Genomic DNA, 12,819 nt, shown 5'->3' with positions numbered 1-12,819 from the left:
ACGCCCTCTTCCTCCGCCACTCTCCCCACGTGAGGTAACGACAATGACGACGGCAATCACGGCGAAGAAGCCCATGGGGCGGGTCGCGCGGGTGCTGGCCCGACGGGAAGCGCGTGTGGCTTTCCTGTTCGTGCTCCCCGCGTTCCTCCTCTTCATCGCTTTCCGTTTCGGTCCGAGCATCGTCGGTGTCGCTCTGAGTCTCTTCGACTACGACATCACCGGCGAGATCGCATGGCGGGGCCTCGACCACTTCCAGCGCCTCGTCGCCGATCCGCTGTTCTGGCGTGCGCTGGGCACCACGGTGACCTACACGATCTTCGCCGTGCCGATCTCGCTCGTGCTCTCGACGGTGATGGCACTGGGCGTGCGTCGAGCCTTCAGGGGAGCCCGCTTCTTCCGCTCGATCTTCTTCCTTCCGGTAATCACGTCGCTGGTGCTCGCCGGCTCGATCTTCGTCTGGATCTTCTCTGCGAACGGCCCCTGGTCGGCGCTGATGTCGCCCCTGGGCCTGAGCGGATCCTGGCTCGGCAGTACCGTCCTCGTCATCCCTGCGATCATCGTCGTCGGTGTCTGGGCCCGTTTCGGCTACGGCATGATGATCATGATTGCGGCACTGCAAGACGTGCCTCGAGAGCTGGAGGAGGCGGCGCTGGTCGACGGGGCGAGCGCCTGGCAACGCTTCCGATGGATCATCCTTCCGCACCTGCGCCCGACCGTGTTCTTCCTCGCAGTGATCGAGACGACGGCCGCGTTCCAGGTCTTCGACGTCATTTATGTGATGACCCAAGGCGGCCCTGCCAACGCCAGCTACTCGCTCGTCTACTTGCTGTACGACCAGGGCTTCCGCTACTTCGACTACGGATACGCGGCCGCCGTGGGGGTCGCGCTGTTCATCATGACCTTGGCCGTCGCCCTCATCCAGCGCCTTGTGATCGGAAGACAGAAATGACCGCTCTGTTGCAGCCGCCGAAGTCGACGCAGACGCAGGGGCAGACGCCATCATCGACGAGGGTGACGTCGAAGAAGCGTCGCGCGTTCCGTGCCCTCGAGCCCACACGCTGGGGCATCTTCATCCGATGGATGTGGCTGAGTCTTGCCGGCATTCTCAGCTTCTTCCCGTTCTACGCGATGGTCGTGCTGAGCCTGAAGCCGGGCATGGTCGTCGAACTCCCCGGTTCGCTGTTGCCCTGGGCCGATATCTCCTTTGAGGCCTATGAACAGGTGCTCAGCGGCCAGAACATCATCGGGTGGCTGGGCAACACGCTCATCTACTCCCTCGTCTCGGTCGTCGCCGTTCTGTTCCTCTCGGCGCTCGCAGGATACGCCTTCGCCAAGAAGCGCTTCCGTGGCAAAGAAGTGATGTTCTGGTCGTTCCTCGCGATGGTGATGGTGCCGTTCCATGTCACCCTCATCCCAACCTTCATCCTGATGGCGAACCTCGGCGGCGTCGACACCTACTGGGGTCTGATCCTGCCGTCGCTGGCGAACGCTCAGGCCGTGTTCCTGATGCGCCAGTTCATCCAGGGGCTTCCTGATGAGCTGTTCGAGGCCGCGCGCATCGACGGCGCCGGCGAGTTCCGTATCTTCCTGCGGATCGTGCTCCCGCTGTGCAAGCCGATCCTCGCGACCCTTGGGATCTTCGTGTTCCTGTGGCACTGGAACGACTTCCTGTGGCCGCTCATCATCGCCAAGTCCAACTCGATGTTCACACTCACCGTCGGCATCTCGTCGCTGCAGCAGCAGAACGTTCCGCTGAGCACCATGCTCGCAGGGTCGGTCGTCGCGTTGTTGCCCATCTTCCTCGCGTACCTCATCGCTCAGCGGTACGTGCAGGAGGGTGTAGCCGGTACCGGCATCAAAGGCTGAGAAGAAAGGGATAGCACCGCATGACTCAGCACAGTTTCTCTTCGGAGGACGAACTCGAAGAGGCTCTGGCCACACCGAGCGCCGAACTGATCGATGACCTCGCCAAGGGAAAGGGTGACGTCGTCATTCTCGGCGCAGGAGGCAAGATGGGCCCGACGCTGGCGATGCTCGCCCGTCGAGGGATGGATGCCGCAGGCCGTCAGGAGGACGCGGTCTACGCGGTCTCCCGCTTCGGTGACGTCACGATCCGAGAGCGCTTGGAGGCGGCGGGCGTGAACGTCGTGTCGTTCGACCTGATCGAGAACGACGATTTCACATCACTTCCCGATGCTCCGAACGTGGTGTTCATGGTCGGTGCGAAGTTCGGGGCCGCGACTAACGCCTCGTGGGCGTGGGAGGTCAATGCCGCGCTCCCCGACCGGGTGGCCCGCCGTTACCGTGACAGCGCGATCTCGGTGCTCTCGACCGGCAACATCTACCCCTTCGTGCCCGCATCGTCTGGCGGAGCACCCGAGGAGCTCGCTCCCGCTCCCATCGGGGAATACGCGCAGTCCTGCCTCGGGCGGGAGCGCGTATTCGAGTTCGGCGCACAGGAGCGCGGAACGAAAGTGGCGATCATCCGTCTGAACTACGCCGTCGACCTGCGCTATGGCGTGCTCGCCGACATCGGCAGCGCCGTGCACGCCGGCGAACCCGTCTCGGTCGCGACGGCGAATGTCAACGTGATCTGGCAGGGCTACGCGAACGAGGTGGTGCTGCGCAGCCTCGTGCACGCGTCGACCGTGCCGTTCACGATCAACCTCACCGGCCCTGAACTGCTGAGCGTCGAGTCGATCGCCCGCCGTTTCGGTACCCTGTTCGACCGCGAGGTCACGCTCATCGACGAGCCGCAATCCACCGCGCTTCTCAGCGATGCGCGCCGGTGCATGGCGCTGTTCGGCTACCCGTCCGTGCCGGCCGAGACACTCATCCGCATGCAGGCCGACTGGATCGCGGATGCGCTGCCGATGACCGCCAAGCCCACCAAGTGGTCCGTGCGGGACGGGAAGTTCTGATGGCCGTGCCCACGCTGAGTCCTGAGGCAGCGACGACCCTCGCGCGCGGCAGCGTGATCCCTGCACACCCGCTGGCCCTCACCGCAGACGGTCGGCTCGATGAGCGTCGTCAGCGTGCGCTCACCCGCTACTACGTCGACGCCGGCGCCGGCGGCATCGCGGTCGGGGTGCACACGACCCAGTTCGAGATCCGCGACCCGGAGCACGCGCTGTTCGAGCCGGTTCTCGCGCTCGCGGCTGAGGAGATGGATGCGCGCGCCGGGGCCGCCTTCGTCCGCATCGCCGGGGTTGCCGGGGGCACGGCGCAGGCGGTCGCCGAGGCGACGCTCGCTCGTGATCTCGGATACGACGCGGTGCTCGTCAGTCCGCGTGTGGACGGCGCAGACGATCGGGCGCTGCTCGACCGTGCCAGCGCGGTGGGGGAGGTGCTGCCGGTCGTCGGGTTCTACCTGCAGACCGCCATTGGAGGCCCCGTGCTCGATCGGGAGTTCTGGCGCGAGTTCGCCTCCATCCCCGCTGTTGTGGCCGTCAAGGCAGCACCCTTCGATCGTTATCGCACGCTGGAACTGGTGCGCGGTGTCGCGGCCTCCGGTCGCGCCGACGAGATCGCGCTCTACACGGGCAATGACGACGCGATCGTCGCCGATCTGCTCTCGGAGTTCCACGTGGACTCCCCGTCCGGTCGGCGCACGCTCCGATTCGTCGGCGGACTCCTCGGCCAGTGGGCGGTCGGCACTCGTGCTGCGGTCGCGCTGCTGGAGCGGGTGCGTCGCGCGATGGAGGGCGATGCTGACGCCTACCGCGAGCTCGGACTCCTCGCCTCAGACATGGTCGACGTCAATCAGGCGGTCTTCGACCCGAAGCACGACTTCCACGGCGTCATCGCGGGGGTGCATGAGATGCTCCGGCAGCAGGGCCTCCTCGAAGGCGTGTGGTGTCTCGACCCGGCCGAGGGGCTCTCGCCCGGTCAGGCGGACGAGATCGAACGGGTTCGAAAGGCCTACCCCGAGCTCAATGACGACGCATTCATCGCCGAGAACCTCGAGGCGTGGTTGCGATGACTGCCGTGACGAGCGCCCCGACCGTCGTCGCCGTCGTGAACGCCGAGTTGTTCGCGGAGTTCTTCTCTGCAGCCGACCAGGCGCGGCTTCGCGGATCCGCCGCGCGTCTCGGCGGATCATTCGAGCGGGTGGACCGACTGCCGGACGCCGACCTGGGCGAAGCCCGAGTGGTCATCACCAGCTGGGGGGCAGAGCCTTTCGACGCACATGTGCTCTCGTCGCTGCCGAAGCTGCAGCTCATTGCGCACACGGGGGCAACGATCAAGCCGTTCGCGACCGACGAGCTGTTCGACCGCGGCATCGTCGTCACCCAAGCGGGCGCCGGGATGGCGCGTTCGGTGGCGGAGGTGTCGCTGGCGTTCACGCTCGCACTGCTTCACCGAGTGCCCGAACTGCACAACGCGCTGCGCGAGGGCGAAGGGTGGTACGAGGCAGTTGGCGCCGGAGCGCAGCACGAGATTCTGGGGGCGTCGATCGCCGTGATCGGAGCGTCGCGCACCGGACGCGTTTATCTCGAGCTGATTCGCGCTCTCGGCGCCGACCCGCTCGTCGTCGATCCGACACTCGACCCGGCCGCCGCGGCTGGGCTGGGCGCCGAACTCGTCTCTCTCGACGAGGCGCTGATTCGCGCACAGATCGTTGCAGTGCATGCACCGACATTGCCGGAGACGCATCATCTGATCGGCAGCCGGGAGCTCGCGTTGATGCGCGACGGCGCCGGCCTGGTCAATACGGCGCGCTCCTGGCTCGTCGACGAGGCCGCACTCGTCGACGAGCTGCGCAGCGGCCGTCTCACTGCCGCGATCGACGTGTTCGATGAGGAGCCGTTCGCCGCCGACAGCCCCTTCCGCTCGCTTCCCGGCGTGCTGCTCACACCGCATCGGGCGGCCGGAACGACCGAGGGCCGGCTGCGTCAGGGGCGGATCATCGCCGACGAGCTCGACGCGTTCTGCGGGGGTGCAGCCCTCGCGCACGTGATCGACCGTGCACAGCTGTCGTCGATGGCATGACTGAATCGCCGCTGCGTGTGGCATTCGCCGGCCTTGCGCACTCACACCCTCACGCCGATGCGGGAAACGTTCTCTCGCTCGGAGCTGAGATCGTCGGTGTGTACGACGTCGATACGCGGGCGAGCCTGGCATTCGCTTCACGTTTCGGCGGATCGAATGTGCCTTCCGTCGAAGGGCTGACTCGGCTGCAACCCGACATCGTCATCGCGACGCCCCGGCCGGACGAGGTGACTTCAGTCCTTCGCGCGCTCGGCGCCGTTGGCGCAACCGCTCCGGTCTTCGTGAACAAGGTGATCGCGGCGTCGATGAGGGATTTCGCCGCCGTCGACCGTGCCATCACCGCCGCAGCGGTCCCCGTCGGCACGAGCTCTGTCCTTCGCTTCGCTCCTGCGCTCACGGCCCTCGCCGCCGAGGTCGTCGCCGAACATGTGCTGGGCGTACGCGTGTACGCCCAGCACGACAACGCCGCATTCCAGCAGCCCGGCCGTGACTGGCAGGATGACCCGGTTCTCGGGGGTGGAACCCTCGTCACGGTCGGTGTGCACGCCTGGGAGATGGTTGACACCCTTCTTCCCGGCGCGGATCTCACCGGTGGTTCGGGATGGACCCGGAGGGGCGGCGGCGTATCGGCGACGCGGTCCGAGGACGCGGCTGGTATCGACGGTGTGCTTCGGCTCGGGGGCGGTCTTCAGGACATCCCTGTGCAGGTGCTTGTCACCGGGGTCCCCGGCGCCGATGCCTATGCCGTGGAGCTGGTCACGACCGACGGCATCCTCTCTGTCGCTCTCGACACGGAGGAACCGAACATCTCGTTGGGATTCGAGGGACTCATCCGCGCGCTGCTCGCTGACGGCGCGTCCGCACGCGTCGTGGCTCCTTGGTCGCAGGCGCGGATGGTCGTCTCGAACACGATCCGCGCCGCGGAGATCGCCAGGACCGCGGCACCAGGGCTGAACTGACGATCCAACCTGCTGAGATCCAAGACAGCGACGCACTCGTGACGCCGTGGACTCGTGCTTCTGGTCGGGCGGCCGACCTGAGCGAGTCCTCGACGCCGCGACCGGAGCGAGCGTCAGGGCACGATCGAGTCGATGTAGCCGCCGTCGACGCGCACCGCGGCGCCGGTCGTGGCCGATGCCAGCGGAGAGGAGAGGTAGGCGACCATGTTCGCGATCTCCTCCGGCTCGATGAGCCGCTGCAGCAGCGACTGCGGGCGATGCACCTTCATGAACTCGCGCTGTGCTTCGTCCCATGGCAGCGAGCGGTCGACGAGTTCGTAGACGAAGTCCTCTACGCCGCCGGTGTGTGTGGGCCCGGCGAGCACTGAGTTGACGGTGACGCCGGTGCCGGCGGCATCCTTCGCGAAACCGCGGGAGACGGCGAGCAGGGCCGTCTTCGACATTCCGTAGTGGATCATCTCGGTCGGGGTGACCACGGCCGAGTCGCTCGCGATGTTCAGCACGCGTCCCCAGCCCCGCTGCGTCATTCCGGGCAGCGTCTCGCGGGTCAGGCGCACCGCAGAGAGCACGTTCACTTCGAAATAACGGCGCCACTCCTCGTCGGTGATCTCGAGCGCCGGTGTCGCTCCGAAGATGCCGAGGTTGTTCACGAGCACGTCGACGTCGCCCGTCGCCTCGAGCACCGCCGTCGTGCCGGCCTCGGTCGTCACATCACCCGGAGCGGCGATGAGCTCGCGATCGGCGGACTCCGCCGTGAGCTCGGCGATGACCGATGCCACGACGTCGGGCTTTCGTCCGTTCACGGCGACGCGCGCTCCGGCATCCGCCAATGTCGCGGCGATCGCGCGCCCGATTCCCTGGGTGGAGCCGGTGACGAGGGCGGTCTTGCCGGTCAGATCGATGCGCATGGCGTCCTTTCGAGGCGGATCAGGGTGACTGTACGTGCAACCGCGCCGACCCTCGAGGTCTTCCCGTCTCAGCGTCGACTGCGCGCGACGTAGACCGTGTTGGAAGAGACGCCGCCGGTGACGGGGTTGTCGAAGTCGACGATGTGGGCGGCGGTGTCGTCGAACACCGCGTCGAGTTCGACCATGAAGACGTCGTCGGGCGGGTCATCCGACCACAGGGCGAAGACGCCGCCAGAAGCGAGGTGCCGGTCGAGTCGGCGCAGACCGGCAGCGTCGTAGAGGTCGGCGTGCGTGGGATCCAGCTGATGGCGCGGCGAGTGATCCACGTCGAGCAGGATGGCCGAGTAACCCGGATGCCCCTCCGCGGGTTCCGCGCGCATGACGGCGAAGAAATCGTCCTCGACCAGGGTCGTGCGGGCGTCGCCGACGAGTTCGGTCGACGCCGGCAGCAGCATCCGTTCGTGCCAGCCGATCACCGCGCCGAGCCGGTCGATCACCGTGAGCGCACGCACCCGGTCGTCGCGCAGCGCGGCGACCGCCGTGTACCCGAGTCCGAGGCCGCCGACCAGCACCGAGAGATCGTCGCCGGCGACGGCGGCGAGGCCGAGGTTCGCGAGTTCTTCCTCTGCGACGGTGAACAGGCTCGACATCAGGTACTCGTCACCGAGCTTGACCTCGTAGATCTCCTGGCCCACCGCCGGCTCCGTGCGGCGCCGCAGCATGAGGTCCCCGATCGGGGTCTGCTGCCAGTCAAGTTCCTCGAACCGAGTGATCACGCGGTATCCCTCCGTCGGTGATCACCCTACCGCGGCGCCGCCGTCGTCCCGCTCAGAGCCATCTCTTGTACTTGAACACCCCGTACAGCGCGACCGCGAAGGCGGCCATCCCACCGATCGCGAGCGGGTAGCCGTACGCCCAGTGCAGCTCCGGCATCACGTCGAAGTTCATGCCGTACACGGTGCCGACCAGCGTCGGCGCGAAGATGATCGCCGCCCACGACGAGATCTTCTTGATCTCGTCGTTCTGCGCCAGGCTCGCATCGGACTGACGGCGCGAGACCAGGGCGGAATGCACGGTGAGCGCGTTCTCCAGGATCGCCCGGAACGAGTCCACCCGCTCGTTGACCCGGATGACGTGGTCGAGCACATCGCGCAGCGAGCGCTGCAGCTCTTCGTCGATGCGGTACTTGTCGGATCCTCGGCGCAGCCACTCGAGCATCCCGCTCAGCGGATGCACCGCGCGCTGGAAGTTGATCACCTCGCGGGACAGTTGGTAGATGCGCCGGGAGAGAGCGTCGTCGTCGCTGTCGCCGAACAGCTGGTCCTCGATCTCGTCGATGTCGTTCTCGAGACCGGCCACGATCGGCTCGTACTCGTCGACGACCTCGTCGAGGATCGCGTACAGCACGGCCTCGGGCCCCATCGCGAGGAGCTCGGGGTTCGCCTCCATGCGTCGGCGCACTGCCGCGAGATTCGGCGACTCGGCGTGCCGGATCGTCACGACGAAGTCGGGGCCGATGAACAGGTGCAGCTCGCCGAACTCGATCGACTCCTGCTCGTCGCGGTAGCGGGCGGGGCGCAGCACCGCGAAGAGGGTGTCGCCGTAGCGCTCGACCTTCGAGCGCTGATGACCGGAGAGCGCGTCCTCCACGGCGAGCGGATGCAGGTCGAATTCGCGTGCGACCGACGTGACCTCCTGCGGGCTCGGCCGGTACAGGCCGATCCACGCGATGCCGCCGAGCGCACCGAGCGTGCGCGATGTGTCGTCGAGGTTGGTGAGGGTCTCCACGCGACGTCCGTGGACGTATACGCCGTTGTCGATGAGCGCCATGATGCGCTTCCGTTCTCGCAGGCGCACGTCAGCTCCAGGCTGAGTGCGCAGTTTTCGTCAGGGGTGCGGGGATGACGCCGCCGACGGCTGCAGAGAAGGACGTGCGAATGCGGAGCGGATGCTCAACGCGCAAGCGCAGGGAGTCGCGACGCAGCGAGGGCGGCGCCGTAACTATCGTCGGACATCGCCATCACCGCCTTTCGGACTCTCGGGGGCCTTTGGCCCGAGTCGACAGCTTACTCCTGCGAATCGAGCGCAGGATGCCAGGATGCCGGGAGGCCGCGACAAGGAGAACCATGACGACCTCCCCCATCAAGAAGACGTATGAGGCATTGCGTACCCGCCCGCTCGGTATGCGGATCTTCAGCGCGATCGTGAGCATGAAGGCTCCCTACTTCCGCACCATCCGCCCCATGATCGTCTCGCTCGAGCCGGGGCGCGGCGAGGCGCGCATCCGCGATCGGTGGGGAGTGCACAACCACATCGGCACCGTGCACGCCATCGCGTGCTGCAACCTGGCCGAGCTCGTGGCCGGCACCACCATCGACTTCTCGCTGCCGGAGACGCACCGCTGGATCCCGAAGGGCATGAACGTCGGGTACCTCCTGAAGGCGAAGGGCACGCTCACCGCGGTCGGCACGATCGAGGGACTGGAGACGCTGGCCGCGGATGAGGCGCGTGACGTGATCGTCTCCGTCGATGTCACCGATCCCGGTGGCGCGGTCGTGGTGCACGCCGACATCACGATGTGGGTGACACCGCGGCGGACCGCATCGAGCGGGACTTGACGACCGCGGGAGGCGCGTCGCTGTAGCGTGGCTCGGATGATCTTCAGCGCATTCGAGACCTACGCGGCCGGTAAGGGGATCTCAGCGTCGGTCGTCCCTGAGCCGCAGGACAGCGACTACGAATCGGGCCGGATCGAGATCGACGGCACCGTGTGGCACATCCGCACCGCGCGGAACACGCCGACCAAGCCGGGGGCGTTCGTGGCGTTCTGGCGTCGGGACGGTGACGGGAAGACGGTGCCGTTCGGCAGCAGCGATCCCGCCGCAGGCCTACTCGTCTTCGTGGAGCAGGGAGGCGGGCGCGGAGTGTTCCGGTTCACCGCCGCGCATCTTGCGGAGCTGGGCGTCACGTCGGTGCGAGGCCCGGGCAAGCGCGGATTCCGTCTGTATCCGAGCTGGTGCGAGGGACTGAACCGTCAGGCGGCCGCCACGCAGCGCGCGCAGGCGCCGGCATTCCAGGAATACTGACCCACCAGGGCTTCGGCCCTGGCGCGTTGTCTCCTCGCTGCTCGAGCCAGAGTGTGATGGCTCGGAGGCCGGATTCGCCGCGGTAGGTGTCAATTCAGGCTTCCACGACGTCGCGGCAGTTGTGGTCCTCGCCGTCCGGTCGATCACCCGACAGTTGAGGAGAAATGCCTAACCGTCGAGCTTGCCGGGATAATGTGAAATGACATTCAAAAATTTGGAGGGACTCGATGCATAAGCGGCCTCAGATTGCCCCTGTGACAGACCCTTTGTCGGTCGCAACGCTCGCCGCCCTGCGTGGGCGTGAATCGCTGACGGTTTCCGAGATAGCGGGGTTGACCGGCTTGTCGCGTCCGACAGTGCTGGCGGCGGCGACGGATCTGGAGCGCCACGGCTTGGTCAAGCGATTGAGCCCAGCAGTTCCCATGGGGGCTGGGCGGCCAGCCGTGCGCTTCGGATTCGCTGCGGACGCTGCCGTGATCGCCGGGGTGGACATCGGTGTGCACAAGATCGTCGTGCTGTTGCAAGATCTCAACGGCGAAACGGTGGGTGAGCAACGAGTCGAGACCTCGGCGAGTCTGACAGGATCGGTGAGAGTCAGGGCCGTCGTCGATGCGATTGCCCAGGCGGTCGATGCGAACGGCCATCATGCGAAGTTGCTCGCTGTTGGCCTCGGCGCGCCGGGCCTCAGCGATGCCTCCGGGCGGATCACGTTCTCGCCCGCGCTCCCGGAATGGGAGGGGATCGATCTCGGTCCGCAGGTCAGCAGGATGCTGAATTGCGAGGTCCTTGTCGAGAGCGACACGTTGGTCGCCACCCTCGGCGAGTTCCGATACGGCGCAGGCAGGGGAACGAATGATTTCGTGTATCTGCTCGCAGGCTTCCGAACAGCAGCCGGGTCAGTAATCGGAGGTCGTATTCACAGAGGGACGTCCGGTGCCGCCGGTGCCGTCGGTGAGATGAGGATCCTCGAGTGGGCGGACTCCTTCGCGCGCTTGATCTCCGACTACGCCGCGGCGACCGGCGCTCAGGAGGGGACGGCGCTCGAAGTGTTCGAGGCCGCGCGTGACGGTAATCCCGGAGCGATCGCCGCGGTTGAGCGCTATGCGAATGCGGTCGCGGTGGGTCTCGCCGCGTTGTCTCTCGCAATCGACCCAGAACTCATCGTTGTCGGTGGTGGTATCTCCAAGGCCGGTCCGTCCCTGGCAGCTGCTATCAGGCGCCGGCTCGCTGTGCATGCGGCCGTCCTTCACCCGCGTGTCGAGATCTCGGAGCTCGGTGACCGAGCAGTAGCGGTAGGTGCTGCGCGCCTCGCGCTTGACCACGTCGAGTCTCGCGTGCTCGGGCTGGTCGCCGACTTCTGAACCCGCAGATACACGGTTTTCCCGGTGTGAGCGGTCGAGCTAGAAATAATGGAAGTCGGATTCATATTTGTGTATATTGATCCGTGAACCGTTCTCTGGCTGCACCAGCGACCAGAGTGCGGGCGCATCCAGATATCAGGCTCCTCGCCGCGATGCGACAACGACGAAGTTGCTCCAAGATCACGAAGGGATCTCCCATGAAGGCACAGCACACGGCGGCCGCCGCCAGCGCAATCGCGCTTGCGCTCGGACTCACACTCGTCGGCTGCGCACCCGGCTCAGGCGGCCAGAGTGCGAGCGAGGCGCAGGCGGTTTCGACCGATGTCGGCTCCGAGAAAGTCACGATTAAGATCGTCTCCACGCCCGAGTCCGGTGCACCGCTGCCCGCGATCATCGAGGCGTTCAACGAGAAGTACCCGAACATCACGGTCGAGCACCAGGAGACCACTTTCGACGAGTACAACAAGCAGCTTCCGCTGCAGCTCGCGTCGAACAGCTCACCCGACATCGTGCTCGTCAACATCACCGGGAATCTGGCGAAGGACGGCCTGATCCTCAACTTGAACGACTACGTAGATGCATACGGCTGGGATGACGTGTACTCCGCGGGCCAGCTGGGGGACTACGCGGTCGGCGAGGACCTCGTGAGCGCCGGTGGCGCCAACCAGATCGCATTGCCCACGGGGTTCTTCCACGTCGGCGTGTATTACAACAAGGAACTCCTCGCGAAGGCTGGCGTCACCGAACTCCCGCAGTCGCTCGAAGAATTCGAAGCGGCTCTTGCGAAGGCGAAGAATGCTGGCGTCCTCCCGATCCAGTTCGGCAATGCACAGGGGCACGCCGGATTCACGATCCAGGAGATCGGGCAGTCCACAGGCGGCGCTTCCGAATGGCGCGATTGGGTGTGGGGAAAGCCCGGCAACACGTTCGACACACCCGCCAACCGCACGGCCGTCGACAAGCTTGTCGAGTGGAATGAGAGCGGCTACTTCCCCTCTTCGACGGAGGTGAATGGGACCGACCTCGGCGAAGCGGTCGGTAAGTTCACTGCCGGTGAGGGAATGTTCTTCATCGACGGGAACTGGGACTCCGCTGCTATCGACGACGCGATGGGAGAGAACGCCGGCTTCTTCAGCTTCCCGGGCACCAAACCGACCGGCGCGGGCGGCAGCATCGCCTATGCGATCTCCGAGAAGAGCAAGCACAAGAATGCGGCTGCGGCATTCCTGGATTTCTTCCACTCTTCTGAAGCCTCTGCAGCGATCTTCGCCGCGGGGTTCCTCCCGCAGGATACGAGCAAGCTCAGCCCGAAGGCTGGCGTCATTGACGACATCGTGAACAGCTTTGCTGCCACGAGCGCGGCGGACGGCTCCGTCACAGCATTCGCCGGAGCGACCGTGAGCATGAACGACACGTTCATTCGTGAAACCCAGGATCTCATCGCGGGGCGGACCACGGCAAGTGAACTGATCGAGGCAGTCCAACAGGACTGGGACTCGGTGCACGGATAAAA

The 12,819-nt window shown here is 66.0% G+C and carries 13 protein-coding genes; 10 read left to right on the top strand and 3 right to left on the bottom strand.

Annotated elements, in window-relative coordinates:
* Window positions 1-43 precede the first annotated feature (43 nt).
* Genes LTA6_RS05270 through LTA6_RS05245 form a run of 6 tightly spaced genes read left to right on the top strand, consistent with a single transcriptional unit; the run spans window position 44 to window position 5,951 of the window.
* Complete coding sequence (locus tag LTA6_RS05270) at window positions 44-949, top strand: sugar ABC transporter permease (RefSeq protein WP_341976491.1); 906 nt, start codon at window positions 44-46, stop codon at window positions 947-949.
* On the top strand, window positions 946-1,866 hold the full coding sequence (locus LTA6_RS05265; RefSeq protein ID WP_407358846.1) for a carbohydrate ABC transporter permease: 921 nt from the start codon (window positions 946-948) through the stop codon (window positions 1,864-1,866). Before LTA6_RS05270 ends, LTA6_RS05265 begins: the two co-directional genes overlap by 4 nt.
* 20 nt (window positions 1,867-1,886) lie before the next feature.
* Window positions 1,887-2,921: an epimerase gene (locus LTA6_RS05260; protein ID WP_341976489.1), complete on the top strand. Its 1,035-nt coding sequence runs from the start codon at window positions 1,887-1,889 to the stop codon at window positions 2,919-2,921.
* Window positions 2,921-3,982 (top strand): dihydrodipicolinate synthase family protein, encoded by a 1,062-nt coding sequence (locus tag LTA6_RS05255; RefSeq protein ID WP_407358845.1) that lies wholly within the window; start codon window positions 2,921-2,923, stop codon window positions 3,980-3,982. The genes LTA6_RS05260 and LTA6_RS05255 overlap by 1 nt, the downstream gene beginning before the upstream one ends.
* A complete protein-coding gene (locus LTA6_RS05250) occupies window positions 3,979-4,992 on the top strand; it encodes a hydroxyacid dehydrogenase (RefSeq protein WP_407358844.1) in 1,014 nt (337 codons plus the stop codon). Before LTA6_RS05255 ends, LTA6_RS05250 begins: the two co-directional genes overlap by 4 nt.
* Window positions 4,989-5,951, top strand: a complete 963-nt coding sequence (locus LTA6_RS05245) for a hypothetical protein (protein ID WP_341976486.1) — start codon at window positions 4,989-4,991, stop codon at window positions 5,949-5,951. Before LTA6_RS05250 ends, LTA6_RS05245 begins: the two co-directional genes overlap by 4 nt.
* 113 nt (window positions 5,952-6,064) lie before the next feature.
* Here the strand turns inward: LTA6_RS05245 and LTA6_RS05240 are convergent, their stop codons facing one another.
* From LTA6_RS05240 to corA, 3 genes are all read right to left on the bottom strand, one after another.
* Complete coding sequence (locus LTA6_RS05240) at window positions 6,065-6,859, bottom strand: SDR family NAD(P)-dependent oxidoreductase (RefSeq protein WP_407358843.1); 795 nt, start codon at window positions 6,857-6,859, stop codon at window positions 6,065-6,067.
* A 68-nt stretch (window positions 6,860-6,927) separates the two neighbouring features.
* Window positions 6,928-7,635 carry a spermidine synthase gene (locus LTA6_RS05235; protein ID WP_407358842.1) on the bottom strand — a complete coding sequence of 236 codons (708 nt, stop codon included), beginning with the start codon at window positions 7,633-7,635 and terminating at the stop codon, window positions 6,928-6,930.
* A gap of 52 nt (window positions 7,636-7,687) precedes the next feature.
* The gene (gene corA, locus LTA6_RS05230; protein WP_407358841.1) at window positions 7,688-8,689 is read right to left on the bottom strand and encodes a magnesium/cobalt transporter CorA; all 1,002 of its coding nucleotides are present in this window, start codon (window positions 8,687-8,689) and stop codon (window positions 7,688-7,690) included.
* A 296-nt stretch (window positions 8,690-8,985) separates the two neighbouring features.
* Here corA and LTA6_RS05225 point away from each other — a divergent pair, with 296 nt between their 5' ends.
* The 4 genes from LTA6_RS05225 to LTA6_RS05210 all read left to right on the top strand — a co-directional run bounded on the left by LTA6_RS05225 (window position 8,986) and on the right by LTA6_RS05210 (window position 12,817).
* Window positions 8,986-9,477: a hotdog fold domain-containing protein gene (locus LTA6_RS05225; protein WP_407358840.1), complete on the top strand. Its 492-nt coding sequence runs from the start codon at window positions 8,986-8,988 to the stop codon at window positions 9,475-9,477.
* 36 nt (window positions 9,478-9,513) lie between these two features.
* Window positions 9,514-9,945 carry a MepB family protein gene (locus tag LTA6_RS05220; RefSeq protein ID WP_407358839.1) on the top strand — a complete coding sequence of 144 codons (432 nt, stop codon included), beginning with the start codon at window positions 9,514-9,516 and terminating at the stop codon, window positions 9,943-9,945.
* Window positions 9,946-10,199: 254 nt separating this feature from the next.
* A complete protein-coding gene (locus tag LTA6_RS05215; RefSeq protein ID WP_363550334.1) occupies window positions 10,200-11,306 on the top strand; it encodes an ROK family transcriptional regulator in 1,107 nt (368 codons plus the stop codon).
* A 197-nt stretch (window positions 11,307-11,503) separates the two neighbouring features.
* Window positions 11,504-12,817 (top strand): extracellular solute-binding protein, encoded by a 1,314-nt coding sequence (locus LTA6_RS05210; protein ID WP_363550337.1) that lies wholly within the window; start codon window positions 11,504-11,506, stop codon window positions 12,815-12,817.
* Window positions 12,818-12,819 lie beyond the last annotated feature (2 nt).

Origin of the sequence: Microbacterium sp. LTA6 (assembly GCF_045690355.1) — a bacterium.
In the GTDB taxonomy this organism is placed as follows: Bacteria; Actinomycetota; Actinomycetes; order Actinomycetales; family Microbacteriaceae; genus Microbacterium.
This window is presented reverse-complemented; position numbering and strand designations above follow the sequence as displayed.